Consider the following 21850-nt stretch of genomic DNA (forward strand, 5'->3'; position numbering starts at 1 on the left):
TCAGCTCTGCTCGGCCTCGAAGACGTGGGCGTTTTCCGGCATGCGGTTGACGATGTGCGTGCGGATGCGCGGATCGATCGTGTCCTCTTCGAAGAGGCCGCAGCTCTTCAGCGCCTGACGCCGGTTGATCGACCTGCCGAGGAATTCGAGGAGGACGAACGATGCCGCCGGCTTGCGTCCGCGCTTCGTCGGGCCGCCGGTCTGCACGCCGGTCAGGTGGTTGAGGCGCGCATGATAGGAGGGATAGAGCGTCATCGAGGTGATGGAGGTCGCAAGCAGCGCCTCGTATTCGATCACGTAGATGCGCTCGCCGAGATAAAAGACCGAACCCTGGTACTTGGTGAACGAATAAGCCGTGCCGAAGATGTCGCTCGGCATGATCTCGACGTTCTTCCAGAAGAAGCGGCGGTCGCGTTCGTAGATGGTGCCGAGCGACTTGATGATGCGGTTGGGGTAGCCGAAGGCGTAGAAGTAGCGGAAATAATAGCCGACATAGCGGTCGAGGTTCGCCGAGTTGGCGTGCAACGTCTCGATATGCCGGATTTCGAGGTTCGACGTGGCCGATGGTATCGGCTTGGTGCGAACGGAGAGGATCTCGGCGAAGCGCTGCTCCTCCATCAGCATTTCCCATTCGGTCACGCCGAAGAAGTCGCACATCCTGCGCATGTTGTGGCGGGAGGGACGGACCTGGCCGGAGAGATACTTGTTGAATTGCTGGCGGTTGACGCCGAGGCGCCGGCAGACTTCCGCCACCGAGGGGAACAGGCTGCAGGCATAGGCGAGGTTGGCTGGCAGTGGGTCGTGATCGGTCGTCATGGCCGACTATCGCTAACTGACGCTCGCCGGGTGTCAAGCAGCGAATGGCTGCGAAATTGAAGCGGCGGCAGCGATGCTAAATTAGTGTTCTTCGGGTGCGTCGTCCGGCCATCCACCTCACGCTGCAGAAGACAGAGACCGCGGAGCCCGTCGCCATGGCCATCGTTCGCGAATTTCCCCGCACGGTGCGGGAACTGGAACACATCGAGATCCCGATGCCGGACGGCTGCCTGCTCGCCGCGCGCGTCTGGCTGCCGAAGGACGCCGAGGATCATCCCGTTCCGGCCGTGCTCGAATACATTCCCTACCGCAAGAGCGATTTCACCTTCCCGCGCGACGCCGGCACGGCGCCCTACATCGCCGGCCATGGCTATGCCTATGTCCGGCTCGACCTGCGCGGCGCGGGCGATTCCGAAGGCGCCATGCTCGACGAATATACGCCGCAGGAGCTGCAGGACGGCGCCGACGCGATCGCCTGGCTCGCCGAACAGGCGTGGTGCACCGGTGCCATCGGCATGATCGGCATCTCGTGGGGCGGGTTCAACGGATTGCAGGTCGCGGCCCTCAACCCGCCGGCGCTCAAGGCGGTGATCACCTGCTGCTCCACCGACGACCGCTATGCCGACGACATCCACTACATGGGCGGTGCGCTTCTCGGCGAACAGCTTTCCTGGGCATCGATCATGTTCGGCCGCAACACGCTGCCGCCCGACCCTCGCAATGTCGGTGAACGATGGCGGCGCGACTGGATGCGAAGGCTCGAGGAAAGCGGCCTCTGGCTCAAGAACTGGCTGGAACATCAAACGCGCGACAGCTTCTGGAAGCACGGTTCGGTCTGCGAGAACTTCGACGACGTGCAGGTGCCGGTCTATGCGGTCTCCGGCTGGGCGGACGGCTACTGTCGCTCGGTCTTCCGGCTGATGGAAAACCTGAAAGGGCCACGCAAGGGGCTCGTCGGTCCGTGGGCACATACCTATCCGCACATCGGACGTCCGGGTCCGGCGATCAACTTCCTCGACGAGGAGATTCGCTGGTGGGATCGATGGCTGAAGGGCGAGGAGAACGGCGTCATGGACGAGCCGCGCCTTCGCATCTTCATGCAGGACCATGCCGAACCGAAAAGCGTCTATGAAGAGCGCGAAGGCCGGTGGGTCGCCGAGCCGTCGTGGCCCTCCCCGAATGTGCGTCCGCGACACTTTTATTTAAGCCGCGACGGGCGGCTTGCGGACATGCCCTCCGACGAGCGGATGGAACCGCTCTCGATCTGTTCGCCGCTCACGGTCGGGCTCGCGGCAGGAAAATGGTGCTCCTACGCGCGCGCCGGCGACCAGCCGGTCGACCAGCGCGCCGACGACGCCGGCAGCCTCGTCTTCGAGACCGCTCCCCTCGACGAACCCTTCGAGATGGCCGGCGACGCAGCCCTCGACCTCGTCTTCGAATGCGACCGGCCGGACGCGATCGTCGCCGTGCGCCTCAGCGACGTCGCGCCCGACGGAGCGGCGACGCGCGTATCCTACGGTCTCTTCAACCTGACCCACCGCGAGAGCCATGAATTTCCCGAAAAGCTCGAGCCGGGCAAGCGCACCACGGTCACCGTGCCGTTCAAGCACGTCGCCCAGCATTTCCGCCGGGGCCACCGCATCCGGCTTTCGATCTCGACGAACTATTTCCCGCTCGCCTGGCCGTCGCCCGAACCGGTGACGCTGACCGTCCATCCGGGTGAATGCGCCCTGCGTCTGCCCGAGCGCACGCCTTCGCCCGACGACGACGCGCTCGAACCGTTCGGCGAAAGCCGGCTTGCCGGCTTCACGACGCTCGAGACGATGGAGCCTGCGAACGCCTCCTGGCATGTCGTCCACGATCTCGGAAAGGGGACCACGCGCATCGACATCGTCGAGGATCGCGGAAAGACGCGCTTCACCGACAACGGCCTCGTCATGTCCGGCCGTGGCACCGAGACCTACGGCTTCACCGGCAACGATCACGGCTCGGCCTATGGCGAGGCGGCATGGTCGTTCGATTTCGCGCGCAAGGACTGGATGATCCGCACCGAAACGTGGACACGGCTGACGTCCGACGCCAAGGTGTTCCGCATCGAGGCGAAGCTGAGCGCCTTCGACGGGGAAACGCTCGTCAAGGAACTGACGTGGGACGAAAGGATCCCTCGTAATCACGTCTGAAGCATTCGCAGGTTGAAGCTTTTATGGCGTCGTTACGGGCGATATGCGAAGTTGAATGCACGGCATCCATCGCAATTTAATCATCCAACAAAAAGAACGGGTTTTCGAGTTCAGAGGAGAACGCGAATAATGAGTGCAAACCCCTTTCCCAAATCGAAGGGCATCGATCGGCGCGGCTTTCTGAAGGGATCGGCCGTCGCGGGGCTCGCTGCCGCCTCGATGCCGATCAGCACCGCCGTATGGGCGCAGTCCGGCAAGGTCCTGCATATCAGTTCGTATGCCGACATCGACGAGCTGGACCCCGGTTTCTACCAGAACGGCTACAATGTCGACGTCATGAACTGCATCTATTCCAAGCTCGTGCACTACGTGCCGGGCAGGGAGTGGGACACCTCGCTGCAGGCTGCCGAGGAGGTCAAGCAGGTCGACCCGACGCACATCACCTTCCGGCTCAAGAAGGGAATCATGTTCACCGGTGGCCATGGCGAAATGACCGCCGAGGACGTCAAGTTCTCCTTCGAACGCGTCATCAAGCACGATTCCCCGGTCAAGGGCGACTGGGGCCCTCTGGACCATGTCGAGGTGACCGGCAAGTACGAAGGCACGATCGTGCTCAAGGAGCCGTTCGAGCCCTTGTGGACGATCACGCTGCCCTACGGCACGGGCTGCATCGTCTCCAAGAAGGCGGTGATGGAAGCGACCAAGGACGGCGGTGATTTCGGCATGAAGCCGCCGGCGTTTTCCGGACCGTATATTCTCGATACCTGGAAGCCGGGACAATACGTCAAGCTCACCCGTAATCCCGAGTGGAAGGGCACCAAGCCCGGCTACGACGAGATCCGCATCCTGCCGATGGACGACGAGAAGACCATGGAGATCGCCTACGAGTCGGGCGACCTCGACTTTACGGCCGTCAGTCTTTCCTCGCTCTCGAAGTACAAGGAATCGCCCCCGGCGAAGACCACGATCCAGGAATACCCGTCGCTCTATTACGTCTGGGTCGGGATGAACATGGAGAACCCGGCGCTCACGGACATCAACCTGCGCAAGGCGATCCAGTACGCGATCAACGTTCCGCAGATCATGCAGGCGGCGTATTTCAACCAGGCGAAACCGGCAACGGGGCTGATCGCGCCCGGCCTCACCGGCCACCGCGAAAGCGAGATCGTGCCGCCCGAAGGCGATCTGGAGAAGGCCAAGGCGTTCCTGGAAAAGGCCGGCGGCCCGCCGATCGAGCCGCTGACCATCGACACGCTGAACGCGACCACCTGGACGGCGATCGCCCAGGTCATCCAGGCGCAGCTCGCCCAGATCGGCATCCAGCTCAAGGTGAACGTGCAGGACTCCGGTTCGTTCTGGACGATCGGCATGGAGAGCGAGGGCGATCGCTGGAAGAAGATGCAGCTGATCGTCAACCGCTTCTCGATGCTGCCCGACCCCTATTACGCCACGCAGTGGTTCACCACCGATCAGGTCGGCATCTGGAACTGGGAGCGTTTCTCGAACAAGGAGTTCGACAAGCTCAATCAGGAGGCCCTGCAGGAAACCGATCACGACAAGCGCGCGGCCATGTATCACAAGATGCAGGACCTCATGGAGCAGTCCGGCGCCTATCGCTTCCTCACCCACGAGGCGAGCCCGGTCATGTTCCGCGACAGCGTGAAGCCGGCCTTGCGCCCCGATGCGCGCCCGCTCTTCCGGTTCTTCAAGCCGGCCTGACGGTGGAACGGCCGGCGGTTCACGCTGCCGCCGGCTGCCGATTCTGCGCACCGGCCCTGGAACCCGGCGGTTCGAGTTTGGTCGGTGCGCCGAGCCCGGTCGCATCGAGCGATCGGGAAAACATGGATAGGGAAACCGTTTAGCGGTGCTTTTCTACTTCATCCGGCGATTGGGCCTTTCCGTGATCGTGGTCGTTCTGGCCGTCACGATCCTCAACGTCATGCTGCATCTCGTGCCGGGCGACCCGGCGGTGATGATCCTCGGGCCCCGGGCCACCCCGGAACTCATCGCCAAGACGCGCGAGGCGATGGGTCTCGACCGCTCGTTCCCGATGCAGATGGCGATCTTCTTCGGCAACGTGCTTCGCGGCGATCTCGGCAGGGACGTCTTCACCGATCGTTCGGTGACGACGATCGTCATGGAACAGCTGCCCTACACGCTGATGCTCATTACCGCGTCGATCGCCTGGGCGGCGGCGCTCGGCATTCCGCTCGGCTGCTACTCCGCCCTTCACCGCAACACCTGGCTCGACAAGATCACCGGCGTGCTTTCGGTCAGCACGATCTCCATTCCCTCCTTCGTCATGGCGCTCTATGCGCTGCTCGCCTTCGCCGTGGGGCTGAAGTGGTTCCCGGCCGTCGGCGCGGGGGAGGGGTTTGCCGATAGTTTCCACCATCTCGTCCTGCCGGCCTTCGCCGTCGGCATATCCTGGGTCGGCTATCTGGCGCGCATCGTGCGTGCCTCCATGCTGGAAGTGCTCGGCGAGACGCATGTGCGCATGGCCCGCGCCTTCGGCCTTCGCGAGCGCAAGATCGTCGTCGCCTATGCGCTGCGCATCGCCGTCCTGCCGGCCGTCACGCTGATCGGCGCCGGCGTCGCCTACCTGCTTTCGGCCGCCGTCTTCGCCGAGGTGATCTTCGCACGTCCCGGAATCGGCGCGCTGATCGTCAAGGCGGTCGATTCGCGCAACTATCCGATCGTGCTCGGCTGCGTGCTCGTGACGACGGGCATCATCGTCGTGGCGACCCTCATCTCGGACCTGGTCAATGCCTGGCTCGATCCCCGTGTACGCGAGAACCTTTGACGATGGCTGCGAGCGAAGAGAACGTTTCCATCGCCGATCACGCGAAGCGCACGCGTCGCGAGCCGGGCGCGCTGCGCCAGTATGCGACGCAGCTCGCCGGCAACCCGCTCGGTATCGTCGGACTGGTGCTCGTGGTGCTGATCATCGGCTGCGCCATCCTCTCGCCCTGGATCGTGCCCTACGACCCGACGCAGATCTTCGTCGGTCCCCGGCTCGGCGGTCCGTCATGGGCGCACTGGCTCGGCACGGACCAGCTCGGTCGCGATACGTTATCGCGCGTGATCGCCGGCAGCCGCATCGCCATGCTCGTCGCCGTCGCAACCCTCGGAACGGCGCTGACGATCGGCCTGCTGCTCGGCCTCATCGCCGGCTACGGGCCGCAATGGCTCGACAACATCCTGCTTCTCCTCTTCGATGCCGTGCGGTCCTTCCCGGTCATCGTCTTCGGCCTCGCGCTCGTGACGCTCCTCGGCCCGAGCCTGCAGACGGTCATCCTGGTCGTCGCCATCACCTCCGTGCCGATCTATGCGCGCATCGCCCGCACGCAGACGCAGTCGCTGCGCAATGCCGAATACATTCAGGCCGAGCGCGCCATGGGCGCCGGCACGATGCGCACGCTCGCCATCCACATCCTGCCGAACGTCATCGGACCGCTGCTCATCCTAGTCTCCATGGACGTGCCTCTCGTCATCGCGACGGAAGCGGGCCTGAGCTTCCTCGGCATGGGCGTGCGCCCGCCGACGCCTTCCTGGGGCACGATCCTCAACGACGGCTACGGCGTCATCCGCAACTCGCCCTGGCCGGTGATCTCCGGCAGCGTGCCGATCGTCATCGTCACGCTCGGCTTCACCTTCCTCGGCGAGGCGCTGCGCGACATCTTCGATCCCAAGCTCAGACGGGACCTTTGAGGCCCATGCCGCAAGCCGAACCCCTTCTCACCGTGTCCGACCTGTCGCTGGACTTCGGCACGCCGCGCGGGCGCCTGCACGCGTTGCGCAACGTTCATTTCGCCGTTCCGAAGGGCCGCATCGTCGGCATCGTCGGCGAAAGCGGCTGTGGCAAGTCCACGCTCGCCCACAGCCTGATGCGGCTCGTACCCGGCAATGCCGACATCGTCGCGGGCACCATCGATTTCGAAGGCGAAAACATCCTTGAGCTCGGCGAGCGCCGCTTGCGGGAGTTGCGCGGCCAGCGGATCTCGATGGTGTTCCAGGATCCGATGACGGCGCTCAACCCGGTGACGACCATCGGCCGGCAGATGTACGAGATCCAGTACCGTTCGAAACGCTCCAGTGCCGAGAAGCGCACCGCCGCGATCGAAATGCTGGAGCGCGTCGGCATTCCCGATGCCGCAAGCCGGCTCGACGCCTATCCGCACCATTTTTCCGGCGGCATGCGCCAGCGCCTGTGCATCGCCATGGCGCTTTTGACCCGGCCGGCACTCCTCGTCGCGGACGAGCCGACGACGGCGCTCGACGCTACCCTCGAGGTGCAGATCATCAACATGCTGAAGGACCTGCAGAGCGACCTCGGCTGCTCGGTCGTCTTCGTCTCGCACCATCTCGGCACCGTGGCGGAACTGTGCGACGACGTCGTCGTCATGTATGCCGGGGAAGTCGTCGAGAAGGGGCCGGTGCGCGAGATCTTCCACCGCCCCTCGCACCCATACACGCAGGCGCTCTTCGAGTGCGATCCGGGCCGCATCAAGGAAAAGACGCGCGAACTGCCGACCATTCCGGGCGAGCTTCCGGATCTTCGGAATGTCCCCGGCGGCTGCATCTTCAAGGCGCGGTGCCCGAAGGCCTTCGGCCGGTGCGAGCGCGAGCACCCCGAACCGTATGTCGCCGAAGGCGAGGACCATGTCGCCCGCTGCTTCCTTCTCGACGAAGAGGAGGTTGCGGCGTGAGTGCACTGCTCGAAGTCGAGGATCTGCGCGTGCGGTTCCGCACGATCGGCAGCCTGCGTGCGAGGATTCGCGGCGTCGAGGATCCGTTCATCGACGCGGTCTGCGGCGTGTCCTTCTCGATCCGCGAAGGCGAGACGCTCGGCCTCGTCGGCGAGAGCGGTTCCGGAAAATCGACGATCGCACGGGCGCTGATCGGCCTCAACCCGGTCGCCGACGGATCGATCCGCTTCGACGGACGCGAGATCGCGGGGCTCGGCGAGCGGCAGTACGGCGCCTTGCGCCGCGAAATGTCGATGATGTGGCAGGACCCGGTCGGCTCGCTTTCTCCGCGGCTCACCGTGCGTTCCCTCGTCACCGAACCGTTCCGAATCCACGGCGTGAAGGGGCGCGATCTCGACGAGGAGGCCTCGCGGCTGTTGACGATGGTCGGCCTCGGCCCGGACTTCGCCTCGCGCTTTCCCCATCAGCTTTCCGGCGGTCAGGCGCGGCGCGTCGGTGTCGCGCGCGCACTAGCGCTCGATCCGAAGCTCGTCATCGCCGACGAGCCGACGGCGGGCCTCGACGTCTCCGTCCAGGCGGAAGTCCTGAACCTCCTCGGCGACCTCCAGCGTCGGCTCGGCGTCGCGATCCTCGTGATCACGCACAACCTCAACGTCGTGCGCCATATCACCGACCGCATGGCGATCATGTATCTCGGCCGGTTCGTGGAGCAGGGACCGACGGAAGACGTCTTCTTCCATCCGCGTCACCCCTATACCGAGGCTCTGCTTTCAGCCAATCCAGAGCCCGATCCGGATGCCGCGAAGGAGCGCATCGAGATCTCCGGCGAAGTGCCGAGCCTGCTCGATCGCCCGAAAGGCTGCGAGTTCCATACGCGCTGCCTCTACGCGCAGGACGATTGCCGGCGTGTCGCCCCCGGCGTGACGCGCGAAAGCGAAACGCATCGCTACACCTGCCACCATCCGCTGAGCGAATAGCGCGCTGCCTTTCAACTTCCGGAAGCGCTGATAGCCCTGAAAGGCTCTACGTCGCGTTGCCTACGCGTGCGAGCCCTTCTTTCGCCGGCCGATAGTTCGGATCGAGGTTCGTGGCGTAGGCGTAGGACCGGCGCGCCTTGGCGAGCATACCCTCGTCCTCGTAGACGAGCCCCTGATTGGTCCAGGAAACCGGGTTCTGCCGATCGAGTTCGATGGCGGTGTTGAAGTCGGCGAGCGCGTTCTCGTCGTCCTTCGTTGCCAGATAGGAGAGGCCGCGGCCGTTATAGGGCTGGGTCGCGCGCGGCGACAGCGAGATGGCGGCGGAGAAGTCCTCGATCGCCTTGGCGTGCTGGCCGCGCTGCTGGTAGATCAGGCCGCGATTGTAGCGCGCGCGGGGATTGGTCGTGTTGAGCGCGATCGCGCGATTGTAGTCGCTGAGCGCATCGTCCGGCTGGCCCGCCTCGCGGAAGAGGTTACCGCGGCCGATATAGGCGTCGGCGTATTGCGGATTGATCTGCAGGGCCTGGTTGTAGTCGCCGAGGGCCGAGCGCTGGTCGCCGCGCTGACGTTCGATCAGCGCTCGGTTGGCGTAGGCTTCGTAGAACTTCGGATCGAGCTGCGTCGCGCGATTGAAGTCGTCCATCGCCTTTCGGTAGTCGCCGGCCTGACCGTAGGCCATGCCGCGCACATTGTAGGAGGACGCGTCGTTCGGATTGCGCTCGATGACCTGGCTCAGCGAATCGATGTTCTGGCTCGACCCCTGGGCAGGGTCCAGCGAGATGACGCTCGGGCCGCCGCTACTCTGGCATCCCGCCAGAAATCCGGCAGCGAGAAGAGCCGCCACACCCGCCAGCCGGCGCGCGTTCGAAGAACGCGTACGCTGTCGCGTTGATACCATGCCGATCGATCCTGCCGCCATCCGTGCCTCGTTCACGCCCGTTCCTTTCGTGCCCGCCATGCCGATCGCCCGTTCGGGAAAACCGGCCTTACCATCGGACACCAGAATAATCGCATCGCCGGATCACGCAACAAAACGCTTGTGCGTCCGGCTTGCGAAAGGTGCCGGTTCCGCCGCCATGCGACGCGAATCACCCGTTTCGAGGGCGTCTCCGCATCGTTGCAGGCGTTAGCAAAGTGCCGTGCCCCTGTCGAGGTTGCGCGCGGCGCGAGGGCCGCATCGCGAGGAATGAAAACGGTGGCTCACATGCGTCCGATCGCAGGCGTGTTCGCACTTCACGTTTCGCTCGGCCGGTCCTTCGGATCGAACTGGATCAGCGTCATCCAGCGCGCCGTCAAAGCCGGCTTGCGCTCGTTCTCGATCTCGACCGTAACGGCGTAGGTGGTCATCACCATGGAAGGACCGCGAAACCGGGCTTCGGCCATCGTGAAGCGGCCGCGCACGCGCGAGCCCGTCTTCACCGGCGTCATGAAGCGTACTTTCTCGAACCCGTAATTGATGCCCATCTGCTGCTCGCGCACGCGCGGCAGGCAATCGAAGTTCATCGCCGAAAGCAGGGATAGCGTCAGGAACCCGTGGGCGATGGTTCCGCCGTAGCTCGTCTCGGCGGCCGCGCGCTCGGGATCGACGTGGATGAACTGGTGATCGTTCGTTGCATCCGCGAAGGAATCGACCATCGACTGGTCGACGGTGAACCAGGCGGATACGCCGAGTTCGCTGCCGACGAGGCCCTTGATGTCGCAGAGCGAAATCTCGCGCGGCATGCGTTCTCCAAAAAAGCAGAAGGCGGTGGCGGGTTCGTGGAGACGTGATAGTCGTTCCCGCGTCCGTTAGCTAGTACTCGAACGGCGCTTTTACGCCGTGTACTCGCCGGACCTCGCGCCAGGCTTCATGGCCGCAAGAAGAGCGACGCTGCGTCCCGCGACCTCCATCGTGGACCCGCTTCGAAGCGGGGTCTCGTCGAGGCGCTCCCACGCGCCGGTGGATGGCGCGGGCAGTTCGAACCGCAGCGCATGCGGCGAGCGGTTGAACAGCACGGCGATGCGGCTTGCCTCCGCTTCCGGTTCGCTGCAGCAAAGCACCATCGCAAGGCCTGCCGTCTGCGGGGCCTCCCAGTCGGCAACGGTCATGGCGCGACCTTCGGGGTGCAGCCATTCGACGTCGGCCGGCTCGCCGTCGCCTGCCGCCTCGCCGGTCAGGAACCGCGGATCGGCAAGGGCGGGGAAGCGCTTGCGCAAGTCGGACCACTTCGCGGCGAGCGCTGCCAGCGCATGGTCGCGGTCTTCCCAGTCGAGCCAGGTCGTGGCGTTGTCCTGCGCGTAGGCGTTGTTGTTGCCGTTCTGCGTGCGGGCGAACTCGTCGCCGGCCGTCAGCATGATCGTGCCACGCGAGGTGAAGAGCGTCGCGATCAGTGCGGCACGGTCGGATGCCCGGGCGGCCGCGACGTCTGGATCCTCGCTCGGCCCTTCGACGCCGTGGTTCCACGAGCGGTTGTCGTCGTGGCCGTCGCGGTTCTCTTCGCCATTGGCAACATTGTGCTTCTCGCGGTAGGCGACGATGTCGGCGAGCGCGAAGCCGTCATGGGCGGCGATGAAGTTGACCGTGCGCGAACGCGCTGCCGCTGCGGCGAAGATGTCGGCGGAGCCGGCCAGTCGCGCGGCGATGGCACCGGGCGGGCTGCCGTCGGGATTCCAGAAGTCGCGCACCGTGTCGCGGTAGCCGTCGTTCCATTCGAGGAACGGGGAGGGGAAGCGGCCGAGCTGATGCCCGCTCGGACCGATGTCCCACGGCTCGGCGATGATGATACGATCGGCAAGCAGGGGATCTTCGCGCATCCGGTCGAAGATCGGTGCGTCTTTCTGGAAGCCGCGGCCGTTTCGCCCGAGGATCGGCGCGAGGTCGAACCGGAAGCCGTCGATGCCGGCGTGCCGCACGAAATGGCGCATTGTGTCGAGGATCAGCGCTTCGACCGGCGCCCGGTCGCAGGCGAGCGTGTTGCCGCAGCCCGTGTCGTTGACGAGCGCGCCGGGGTCGCTCGCCTCGTGGCGGTAGTAAAGGGGTGCGTCGAACCCGCGAAGCGAGAGCGTCGGCCCGGCCTCGTCGCCTTCGCCCGTGTGGTTGAAGACGACGTCGAGGAAGACGTCGATGCCGGCCTCGTGGAGGACCGTGACCGTCTCGCGAAGTTCGTGGATGCCGCCGGGTGCGAGGCGCGGGTCGAGCGCCATGTTCGTAACCGGCTGGTAGCCCCAGGCATTGGTAAGGCCGAGAGGCCCGAGATGCGCCTCGTCGATCCATGCCGCGATCGGCATCAGCTCCACGGCATCGACGCCGAGCTCGGTCAGATGCCTTACGATCGCCGGTTCGGCCAACGCGGCGATCGTGCCGCGCTTTTCGGCCACGACATCGGGATGACGCATGGTGAAGGCGCGCACGGAAAGCTCGTAGACGAAACCGCCCGGCTCGAAACGCGGGGTCCGCGGAGCGACCGCTGGCGGGGCGGATACGATCGCCTTCGGCACGAGATCGGCAGTCTCCTCGCCAAAGACGGAAAGCCGCGGATCCGCCGCGAAAGGGCGATCGATCGCTAGGGCGTAGGGATCGACGAGGAGCTTCGACGGATCGAAGCGAAGGCCGTTCGCCGGATCGAACGGCCCGTGAGCACGAAAGCCGTAGCGCGTGCCGGCCACGATGCCATCGACGAAAACGCGGTGCGTATCGCCTTCGCGTTCGAGCCTGTGCCGTGCGGTCTCGCGCCCGCCGGTCTCGTCGAAGAGCACGAGTTCGATCGTGTCGGCATTTCCGGAATGAACGGCGAACGTAACGCCGCCGTCGTGAAGCGTCGCGCCGAGGCGGGGTGGTTCGTCCGATACCCCGGTGTCCGTGTTCCCGTATGGTTCGACGCGAAAAGAAATGGCTCGTTCCCCCGAATGCGTGCGCGCGACGTCGCCGGTCGCATTTCAGCAACCGGCGTCACCTACGGCTGATCGGCTGAAACCATACCACGTTCGGGTTGATGAAACGTCGCCGTCTTCGCGCGGACGGCGAGTTTCGAGCAGTACTGGCGTCTCAGGTGATGACGTCCGGCTCCGCGCGGCCGGTATGGCGCTCGATGCCGGCGATCTCGTCGGCGGCCTTGATGAGGTTCGCAAGGGCGGCCTGTGGGTCGAGGTCGTGGTCGCCGTCCGCAGGCTCGAAGCGTTCCAGGTAGACGCGCAACGTGGCGCCTGCTGTCCCCGTGCCGGAAAGGCGGAAGACGACGCGCGAGCCGTTTTCGAAGATGACGCGGATGCCCTGGTTTTCCGTCGTCGTGTCGTCGATGGGATCGTGATAGGCAAAATTGTCGGCCTTCGCGATCGTCATGCCGGCGGCCTCGGTGCCGGCCAGGCTGCCGAGCTTTCCCTGCAGTTCCTCGACGAGCCGGTTTGCGGCCTCGGTGTCGACGGCTTCGTAGTCGTGGCGGGAATAGTAGTTGCGGCCGTATTCGGCCCAATGGGCATGGGCGATGTCGGAGAGGCTCTTGCCGGTCTCCGCGAGGATCGTCAGCCAGAGGAGCACGGCCCAGATGCCGTCCTTCTCGCGCACGTGGTCGGAGCCGGTGCCGAAGCTTTCCTCGCCGCAGATCGTGGCGCGGCCGGCGTCGAGAAGGTTGCCGAAGAACTTCCAGCCCGTCGGCGTCTCGTAGGCGTCGATGCCGAGCTTTTCGGCCACCCGATCGGCCGCAGCACTCGTCGGCATCGACCGGGCGACACCCTTCAGCCCGTTCCGGTAGGCCGGCGCCAGATGGGCGTTCGCGGCCAGCATGGCGAGTGAATCGGACGGGTTCACGAAGATGCCGCGGCCGATGATCATGTTGCGGTCGCCGTCGCCATCGGAGGCGGCGCCGAGATCGGTGGCCTCGTCGCCCATCATCTGGTCGTAGAGCATACGGGCGTGGACGAGGTTCGGATCCGGATGATGACCGCCGAAATCCTCCATCGGCATGAAGTTCAGCACCGAGCCCGGCGAGGCGAGCAGGCGCTTTTCGAAGATTTCCTTGGCGTAGGGGCCGGTGACGGCGCACATGGCGTCGAAGGTGATGGTCAGGCCGCGCGCGATCGCCGAGCGAAGCGATTCGAAGTCGAAGAGCTCCTCCATGAGGTCGGCGTAGTCCGTCACCGGATCGATGACCTCGACGGTGGCGCCCCCGGTCTCGAATGTGCCGTTGATGTCGATGTCGAGATCGGCTTCGTCCGACGTCGTGTATTCGGTGATCGTCGAGGCGCGCTCGTAGATCGCCTTCGTCACGCGCTCGGGTGCGGGGCCACCGTTCGCCGTGTTGAACTTGATGCCGAAATCTTCCTCGGGCCCGCCGGGATTGTGGCTCGCCGAGAGGATGATGCCGCCGAAGGCGCCGTATTTGCGGATGAGGTGGGAGGCTGCCGGCGTCGAGAGGATGCCCGAACGGCCGACGACAATGCGCCCGAAACCGTTCGCCGCGGCCATGCGGATGGCGATCTGCACGACCTCGCGGTTGTAGAAGCGACCGTCGCCGCCGATAACGAGCGTCTTGCCCTTGTAGTCGCCCGCCGCGTCGAAGATCGCCTGGATGAAGTTCTCGACGTAGTGCTCCTGACGGAAATGCGGCACCTTCTTGCGCAGGCCGGAGGTGCCCGGTTTCTGATCGTCGAAGGGCGTGGTCGATACGGTCCTGGTCATCCCTGTCTCAGCCTCGCTCGATGAGGGTACGGTAAAGGTCGGCGTAGCGCGCTGCGCTGCGATCCCACGAAACGTTCGCCTTCATGCCCTCCGCGCGCATCCGCGTCCATGTTTCCGGGCGGGCAAAGGCGTTCATCGCGCGGGCGAGCGCATGCGCCAGCGAAGGCGCGTCGACGGGGGAGAACTGGAAGCCCGTCGCGACGCCTGCGGAAAGTGCCGCTTCGTTCGCATCGACGATCGTATCGGCAAGTCCGCCGGTGCGCGCGACGATTGGGACCGAGCCGTAGCGCAACGCGCAGAGCTGCGTCAGGCCACAGGGTTCGAACCGGGAGGGGACGACCAGCGCGTCCGCACCGGCCTGCATGAGATGCGACAGGCCCTCGTCGTAGCCGATCTCGACGGCGACGCGACCGCGATGGCTTTCGGCGGCAGCCCGGAAGCCCGCTTCGAGCGCCGGATCGCCGGTGCCGAGAATGGCGAGCTTGCCGCCGCCGGCAACGAGCGTTTCCAGCGTTTCAAGGAGGACGTCGAGACCCTTTTGCCATGTCAGCCGACCGACCATCGCGAAGATCGGCGCTTCGTCGTCGTCGAGGGCGAGCCGCGAGACGAGGGCGGCGCGGTTTTCGGCGCGCGCCGGATCGTCGGCCGAGGAATAGTTCGCCGCGATCGCCGCGTCGCTCGCCGGGTTCCAGACCTCGGTGTCGATGCCGTTGACGATGCCGTGGAGGTCGCCCTCGCGGGCGCGGATCAGCCCATCGAGCCCCATGCCGAATTCCGGCGTGGTGATCTCGCGCGCATAGGTCGGGCTGACGGTGGTGATGGCGCTCGCCGAGGCGAGGCCGCCCTTCAGGTAGCCGACGCCGCCGTAATATTCGACGCCGTCGAGCGCGAAGGCGTCCGCCGGCAGGCCGAGATCCGCAAAGATCTCCGCCGGAAACTGGCCCTGAAAGGCGAGGTTGTGGACGGTGACGAGGGAGGGAACGGAAAGGCCGGCGTAGCGCATGTAGACGGGCGCCATCGCGGCCTGCCAGTCATGGGCATGGACGAGGTCCGGCTGCCAGTCCTCGAGCGCACCGCCGGCGATCGCGGCGGCAGCAGCCGAAAGAGCGGCGAACCGGCGCCAGTTATCCTCGAAATCGACACCGTCCGGCCCGGCATAGGGGCCACCGTCGCGATCGAAGAACGAGGGCGCGTCGAGAACGACGAGGTCGAGGCCTTCGCTCTTCGCTTCGAGAAGCCGCGCCTGCGTGCCGAAGAGATCGTCGAAGGCATGGATTGCGACGGCGTCACCGAGCCGGGCGAGCACGCGGCGATAGCCCGGCAACAGCGTGCGGACCTCGATGCCGTGAGCGGAAAGGGCCGGCGGCAAGGCGCCCGCAACGTCGGCGAGGCCGCCCGTCTTGACGAGCGGGAAAACCTCCGACGCGACGGACAGGACCCGCATCGCACTCACGCGTCGAGCCGGTCGATCATCGGTTGGGTGATGAGGCATACGCCCCGGTCCGACCGCCGGAAGCGGGCGGCATCGAGTTCGGGGTCCTCGCCGACGACGAGCCCTTCCGGAATGACGACGCCGCGGTCGATGACGACGTTCTTCAGCCGCGCCTTGCGCGAGATCGTGCAGCGCGGAAGGACGACCGCGCGCTCGAGCGTGGAATAGGAATGGGCGCGCACGCCGGCCGAAACGAGGCAGCGCGTGAGGCTGGAACCGGAAATGATGCAGTCGCCGGCCACGAGCGAGGAGACGGCCGAGCCGCGCCGACCGTTCTCGTCGTGCACGAACTTCGCCGGCGGGCTGATCTCGGCATAGGTCCAGATCGGCCAGCTATGGTCGTAGAGGTCGAGTTCCGGCGTGACGTCGGTCAGGTCGACGCTCGCTTCCCAATAGGCGTCGATGGTGCCGACGTCGCGCCAGTAGGATTGCGTCTCGGTTTCGGATCGCACGCAGGATTCGGAAAAGCGATGGGCCACCGCCTTGCCGCCCTTGACGATGCGCGGAATGATGTCCTTGCCGAAATCGCGGCTCGAACCGGGCGTTTCAGCGTCCTCGCGCAGGAATTCCATCAGTGCACGGGTATGGAAGACGTAGATGCCCATCGAGGCGAGTGCGTTCGCCTCGTTGCCGGGAATGCCGGGCGGATCGGCGGGCTTCTCGATGAAATCGACGATGCGGTCGGTCTCGTCGACATGCATGACCCCGAAACCGGTCGCTTCCATGCGGGGCACCTCGAGGCAGCCGACCGTGACGTCCGCGCCGGAATCGACGTGGCGCTGGAGCATGACCTCGTAGTCCATCTTGTAGACGTGGTCGCCAGCCAGGATGACCATGTATTCCGGGCCGTAGGACTCGATGATGTCGCTGTTCTGGTAGACGGCGTCGGCCGTGCCCTCGTACCACTGCGTTTCCGAAACGCGCTGGCTGGCGGGCAGGATGTCGAAGCTTTCGTTGCGCTCCGGCCGCAGGAAGTTCCAGCCGCGTTGCAGGTGGCGGATCAGCGAATGCGCCTTGTACTGGGTGGCGACGCCGATCCGGCGGATGCCGGAATTGATCGCGTTCGACAGCGCGAAATCGATGATGCGCGACTTGCCGCCGAAATAGACCGCCGGCTTGGCGCGGCGGTCCGTCAGTTCCTTCAAGCGGCTTCCGCGACCGCCGGCCAGCACATACGCCATCGCGTCGCGTGCCAAAGGCCCGCTCGTCCTGTGATCCATCGCTTGTCCTCCCTTGCCGTCACGTCGCCGCCGTTACGGCGTAGCGTCGTGAAGAAACGCCCTCAAGTGTTGCGCTTCAACATGATGGTGGCAAGAGGGGGGATGGTGATCGTGGCGCAAGCCCGGCCGCCCGATCCGGCCTCGGCCTGCACGCCATCGCCGTTGCCCACACCGCTGCCGCCATAGGCCGAAGCGTCGGTGTTCATTACCTCCCGCCACCAGCCTTCCGCTGGCATCGGCACCGTGTAGCGCTCGTGCACGTTGGGCGTGAAGTTCGTCACGACGACGACCGGCTCCTCGCCCGGCGCCTTGCGCTGCCAGGCAAAGACGGAGTTCTCGGCGTCGTCGCCGATCAGCCATTCGAAGCCTTCCGGCTCGCAGTCACGCGCGTAGAGCGCAGGCGTGCCGCGGTAGAGGTGGTTGAGGTCCTTCACCAGATTGCGCATGCCGACATGGCGCTCCTCGCCGAGCAGGTGCCAGTCGAGCCCGCGCGCCTCGCTCCATTCGCGGATCTGCGCAAATTCCTGACCCATGAAGAGCAGTTTTTTGCCGGGATACCCCCACATGAAACCGTAATAGGCGCGCAGATTGGCGAACTTGCGCCAGTCGTCGCCGGGCATCTTGTTGAGAAGCGTTCCCTTGCCGTGGACAACCTCGTCGTGGGAAAGCGGCAGCACGAAGTTTTCCGAAAACGCATAGACGAGACCGAAGGTGATCTTGTCGTGATGGTGCTTCCGGTACAGGGGATCTTCCTGCAGGTACTCCAGCGTATCGTGCATGAAGCCCATGTTCCACTTGAAGCCGAAGCCGAGCCCGCCTTCGTGCACCGGCTTCGAAACGCCCGGCCAGGAGGTGGATTCCTCGGCGATCGTCACGACGCCGGGATGCTGGCCGTAGACCTCGCGGTTCATCGACTGCAGGAACTCGATCGCCTCGAGGTTCTCGCGCCCGCCTTCGCGGTTCGGGATCCATTCGCCGGCCTTGCGCGAATAGTCGAGGTAGAGCATGGAGGCGACGGCATCCACGCGCAATCCGTCGACATGGTAGCACTCCGCCCAGAAGAGGGCGTTGTTGACGAGGTAGGAGCGCACTTCTTTCCGGCCGAAATTGTAGATCGCCGTGTTCCAGTCCGGGTGGTAGCCCTGGCGCGGATCGGCGTGCTCGTAGAGCGCGGTGCCGTCGAAATAGGACAGGCTGTGGGGATCGAGCGGGAAATGCGCCGGCACCCAATCGAGGATCACGCCGATGCCGCACTGATGCGCCGCGTCGACGAAGCGGGCCATGCCTTCCGGCTCGCCGAAACGCGCCGACGGCGCGTAGAGCCCGGTCGTCTGATAGCCCCAGGAGGGGTCGTAGGGGTGCTCGCTGACTGGCAGGAACTCGATGTGGGTATAACCCATGTCGAGCACGTACGGGATGAGCTGCTCATTGAGCTCGTCCCATGTCAGGAAGCCGTCGTCCTCCTTGAGGCGCCATGAGCCGGCGTGGACCTCGTAGACCGAAACCGGCTGGCGGCGGAAATCGGCTTGGCGCCAGTGCTCGCGATGCGCCTCGTCGCCCCATTTGTGCCGGAGCGGCCCGGTGGTGATCGAGGAGGTGTCCGGCCGCATTTCGGCGCGGAAGGCGAACGGATCGGCCTTCAGCGCCATCAGGTTGCCGCCGGGACCGACGATCTCGAACTTGTACGCGTGGCCTGGACCGATGTCGGGAACGAAGATTTCCCAGATGCCGGTGTCGCGCCGCGCGCGCATGACGTGGCGGCGGCCGTCCCATTCGTCGAAGTCACCCACGACCGAGACGCGCCGGGCGTTCGGCGCCCAGACCGCAAAGTGCATGCCGGTCGCGCCTTCGTGGTCGATATGGTGGGCGCCCATCTTGTCGAAGAGGCGCGTATGCGAACCCTCGCCGATCAGATAGTCGTCCATCTCGCCGAGAACGGGGCCGAAACTGTAGGGATCGGTGACGCGCCATTCGCCGCCGGCGTTCGCCGCGTGGTAGACGAGCGGCTGGCGCTTGCGGATGCTCAGCCGGCCTTCGAAGAGGCCTTCATCGTGCAGGCGCGTGAGCTGACCCACCTCCTTGCCGGCAAGCGTATGCGCGCTCACCGTCTCGGCGTGCGGAATGAAACAGCGCGCAAGCAGCCCCTTCTCGCCGGGATGGACGCCGAGCACCGCGAAGGGATCGCCGTGCGTGCCTTCCACGAGCGCGGTGATTTCGCTCGAAGAAAGGGCCGCGCCCTGTCCGGGCGCCGGCCCCTTCTTCGTCTTCGATTTCGGCTCGGTCGTCTTGCGAGTGCGCGCACCCGTCATCCTGCCCTCCAGATCTCGCTGGCATATTCGCGGATGGTGCGATCGGCGGAAAACCAGCCCGAATGGGCGGTGTTTCGAACGGTCTTGGCATGCCACGCCGGCTTGTCAGCGAAGATGCCGTCGACGCGCCGCTGCGCTGCCGCGTAGGCATCGAAATCGGCGGCGAGCATGAACCAGTCGCGCTCGCGCACCGAGCGGATCAGGTCGGCGTGGCGTGTGCGGTCGTCCGGCGAGAAGACGCCGCTTTCGATCGCCATCAGCGCCTGCGAAAGCTCGCGGGAGTTCTCGATGACGCTGGCGGGGTCGTATCCCTCCGCGCGGCGCGTGCCGACTTCCTCCGCGGTCATACCGAAGATCACGATGTTTTCCCTGCCCACCTGGTCGCGGATTTCGACGTTCGCCCCATCGAGCGTGCCGATCGTCAATGCACCGTTCAACGCGAACTTCATGTTGCCGGTTCCAGACGCTTCCATGCCGGCAGTCGATATCTGTTCGGAAAGGTCCGCGCCCGGCACCATGACCTCGGCGAGCGACACGTTGTAGTTCGGCACGAAGACGATCTTGAGTAGGCCACGCACGGCGGGGTCGTTGTTGATCACCCGGGCGACGTCGTTGATGAGCTTGATGATGCCCTTGGCCGCCAGATAGCTCGGCGCCGCCTTGCCGGCGAAAAGCTTGACGCGCGGCACCCAGTCGCGATCTGGCTGCGAGCGGATCTGGTCGTAGAGCGCGACGGCCTCGACGATGTTCATCATCTGGCGCTTGTATTCGTGGATGCGCTTGATCTGAACGTCGAAGAGCGCATCCGGATCGAGACGAATGCCGAGGCGTCGAGCGACGAGGTTGGAAAGCTTCACCTTGTTCTCGCGCTTGATCGCGGAGAAGCGCTCGACGAAGGCCGGATCGTCGGCGAAACGGTCAAGATCGACCAGCTTGGCGGCGTCGTCCATGAAAGCGTCGCCGATCGTCTCGCGCACGAGTGCGAAGAGGTCGGGATTGCACTGCATCAGCCAGCGGCGCGGCGTGATGCCGTTGGTCTTGGCGTTGATGCGGTCGGGATAGAGCCGATGCAGGTTGGCGAACACCGTTTCCTTCATGAGGTCGGTGTGGAGCTGCGAAACGCCGTTGATCGAGTGCGAGCCGACGAAGGCGAGGTTGCCCATGCGCACACGCCGTTCGCCGCTCTCGTCGATGAGCGAGATGCTGCGGATCGAGGCCTCGTCGAAATGCGCCGCCCGTGCCTCGCGCAGGACGATGGCGTTGACGGCGTAGACGATCTGCATGTGGCGGGGTAGCAGCCGCTCGAACAGCGGGATCGGCCAGCTTTCGAGCGCCTCGGGCAAGAGCGTGTGGTTGGTGTAGCCGAAGCAGTCGCGGGCGATGTGCCACGAGGCGGCGAAGTCCAGCCGGTGCACGTCGGTGAGAAGCCGGACGAGTTCCGCGACGGCGACCGCCGGGTGGGTGTCGTTGAGCTGGATCGCGACCTTGTCGGCGAGGTTCGTGAGCGAATCGTATTGTTGCAGATGCCGGCGAAGGATGTCCTGCAGCGAGGCCGAAGAGAAGAAGAACTCCTGGCGAAGGCGCAGTTCCTGGCCGGCAGGGTTGGCATCGGCAGGGTAGAGAACGCGCGTCAGCGTTTCCGCACGGTTGCTCTCGGCGAGCGCGCCGATGTGATCGCCGGCGTTGAAGGCGTCGAGCAGGATCGGATCGATCGGCCTTGCCGACCAGAGCCGCAGCGTGTTCACGCGCTTGCCGCGCCAGCCGACGATCGGCGTGTCGAAGGCGGTGGCGATGACGCGCTCTCCGGGGCGCCACACGCACCGGCCCGTGCCGTCCGTCTCCGAGCCGACGGTGTCCACGGTGCCGCCGAAGCCGACCTCGTAGGAGCTTTCGCGACGCGGGAATTCCCAGGGGTTGCCGTCGGCGAGCCATGTCTCGGGCAGTTCGGCCTGCCAGCCGTCATGGAGTTCCTGCCGGAACAGCCCGTTCACATAGCGAATGCCGTAGCCGTAGGCGGGAATGTCGACGCTCGCCATCGCCTCCATGAAGCAGGCGGCGAGCCGTCCGAGGCCGCCATTGCCGAGCGCCGCGTCGGCTTCGAGTTCGGCGATGACATCGAGGTCGACGCCGAGCGAGGCAAGGGCATCGCGGGTTTCCTCCAACAGGCCGAGATTGGAGACCGCGTCGCGCATCAGCCGGCCGATCAGGAACTCGAGCGACAGGTAGTAGACGCGCTTGTGCTCCTGCTCGTAGGTCGAACGCGTCGAATCCATCCAGTGATCGATGACCCGATCGCGGATCGCGAGGATCGTCGCGCTCAGCCAGTCGTGGCGCTCCGCGACGCGCGGGTCCTTGCCGATGCGGTAGGTCAGGCGTTCGACGATGTCGGCGGCGAGCACCGGTGCGTCGGAACGCCTCGGTGGCGCGAGGGGAAGGTCGACGGTCTGCGGTTGGCTCATGGCTGAATGGCTTCTGAGGTTCGGCGGCCGTCACG

Annotated in this window: 15 protein-coding genes; 6 read left to right on the plus strand and 9 right to left on the minus strand. The window is 65.3% G+C overall.

Translation table 11 applies throughout. The features are described from left to right. Nucleotides 1–816 (minus strand): helix-turn-helix domain-containing protein, encoded by an 816-nt coding sequence (locus tag FJU11_RS06520; protein ID WP_141166225.1) that lies wholly within the window; start codon nt 814–816, stop codon nt 1–3. Nucleotides 817–971: 155 nt separating this feature from the next. Between FJU11_RS06520 and FJU11_RS06525 the strand changes: the two genes are divergently transcribed. The 6 genes from FJU11_RS06525 to FJU11_RS06550 all read left to right on the plus strand — a co-directional run bounded on the left by FJU11_RS06525 (nt 972) and on the right by FJU11_RS06550 (nt 8682). After that, nucleotides 972–2996: a CocE/NonD family hydrolase gene (locus tag FJU11_RS06525; RefSeq protein ID WP_141166226.1), complete on the plus strand. Its 2025-nt coding sequence runs from the start codon at nt 972–974 to the stop codon at nt 2994–2996. Between the two features lie 129 nt (nt 2997–3125). Beyond that, nucleotides 3126–4715, plus strand: a complete 1590-nt coding sequence (locus tag FJU11_RS06530; RefSeq protein WP_141166227.1) for an ABC transporter substrate-binding protein — start codon at nt 3126–3128, stop codon at nt 4713–4715. 145 nt (nt 4716–4860) lie between these two features. Continuing rightward, nucleotides 4861–5799, plus strand: a complete 939-nt coding sequence (locus tag FJU11_RS06535) for an ABC transporter permease (RefSeq protein WP_141166228.1) — start codon at nt 4861–4863, stop codon at nt 5797–5799. Between the two features lie 2 nt (nt 5800–5801). Beyond that, a complete protein-coding gene (locus FJU11_RS06540; protein ID WP_141166229.1) occupies nt 5802–6707 on the plus strand; it encodes an ABC transporter permease in 906 nt (301 codons plus the stop codon). Nucleotides 6708–6712: 5 nt separating this feature from the next. Beyond that, nucleotides 6713–7705, plus strand: a complete 993-nt coding sequence (locus FJU11_RS06545; RefSeq protein WP_141166230.1) for an ABC transporter ATP-binding protein — start codon at nt 6713–6715, stop codon at nt 7703–7705. Continuing rightward, nucleotides 7702–8682, plus strand: a complete 981-nt coding sequence (locus FJU11_RS06550; protein ID WP_141166231.1) for an ABC transporter ATP-binding protein — start codon at nt 7702–7704, stop codon at nt 8680–8682. The genes FJU11_RS06545 and FJU11_RS06550 overlap by 4 nt, the downstream gene beginning before the upstream one ends. Nucleotides 8683–8728: 46 nt before the next feature. Here the strand turns inward: FJU11_RS06550 and FJU11_RS06555 are convergent, their stop codons facing one another. From FJU11_RS06555 to FJU11_RS06590, 8 genes are all read right to left on the minus strand, one after another. Continuing rightward, complete coding sequence (locus FJU11_RS06555) at nt 8729–9601, minus strand: tetratricopeptide repeat protein (RefSeq protein ID WP_181408079.1); 873 nt, start codon at nt 9599–9601, stop codon at nt 8729–8731. Nucleotides 9602–9915: 314 nt separating this feature from the next. Then, entirely contained in the window at nt 9916–10404 is a 489-nt protein-coding gene (locus tag FJU11_RS06560; RefSeq protein WP_141166232.1) for a MaoC family dehydratase, read from the minus strand. A 90-nt stretch (nt 10405–10494) separates the two neighbouring features. After that, nucleotides 10495–12552, minus strand: a complete 2058-nt coding sequence (glgX, locus tag FJU11_RS06565; RefSeq protein WP_141166233.1) for a glycogen debranching protein GlgX — start codon at nt 12550–12552, stop codon at nt 10495–10497. 154 nt (nt 12553–12706) lie between these two features. Next, nucleotides 12707–14335, minus strand: a complete 1629-nt coding sequence (locus tag FJU11_RS06570) for an alpha-D-glucose phosphate-specific phosphoglucomutase (RefSeq protein WP_141166234.1) — start codon at nt 14333–14335, stop codon at nt 12707–12709. A gap of 7 nt (nt 14336–14342) precedes the next feature. Further along, a complete protein-coding gene (gene glgA, locus FJU11_RS06575) occupies nt 14343–15779 on the minus strand; it encodes a glycogen synthase GlgA (protein WP_141166291.1) in 1437 nt (478 codons plus the stop codon). A 5-nt stretch (nt 15780–15784) separates the two neighbouring features. Next, nucleotides 15785–17047: a glucose-1-phosphate adenylyltransferase gene (gene glgC, locus FJU11_RS06580; protein WP_141166235.1), complete on the minus strand. Its 1263-nt coding sequence runs from the start codon at nt 17045–17047 to the stop codon at nt 15785–15787. A 62-nt stretch (nt 17048–17109) separates the two neighbouring features. After that, nucleotides 17110–19356 (minus strand): 1,4-alpha-glucan branching protein GlgB, encoded by a 2247-nt coding sequence (gene glgB, locus FJU11_RS06585; RefSeq protein WP_141166236.1) that lies wholly within the window; start codon nt 19354–19356, stop codon nt 17110–17112. Further along, nucleotides 19353–21815 (minus strand): glycogen/starch/alpha-glucan phosphorylase, encoded by a 2463-nt coding sequence (locus FJU11_RS06590; protein WP_141166237.1) that lies wholly within the window; start codon nt 21813–21815, stop codon nt 19353–19355. The genes glgB and FJU11_RS06590 overlap by 4 nt, the downstream gene beginning before the upstream one ends. Nucleotides 21816–21850 lie beyond the last annotated feature (35 nt).

This window comes from Pararhizobium mangrovi, from assembly GCF_006516965.1.
GTDB classification, from domain to species: domain Bacteria; phylum Pseudomonadota; class Alphaproteobacteria; order Rhizobiales; family Rhizobiaceae; genus Pararhizobium_B; species Pararhizobium_B mangrovi.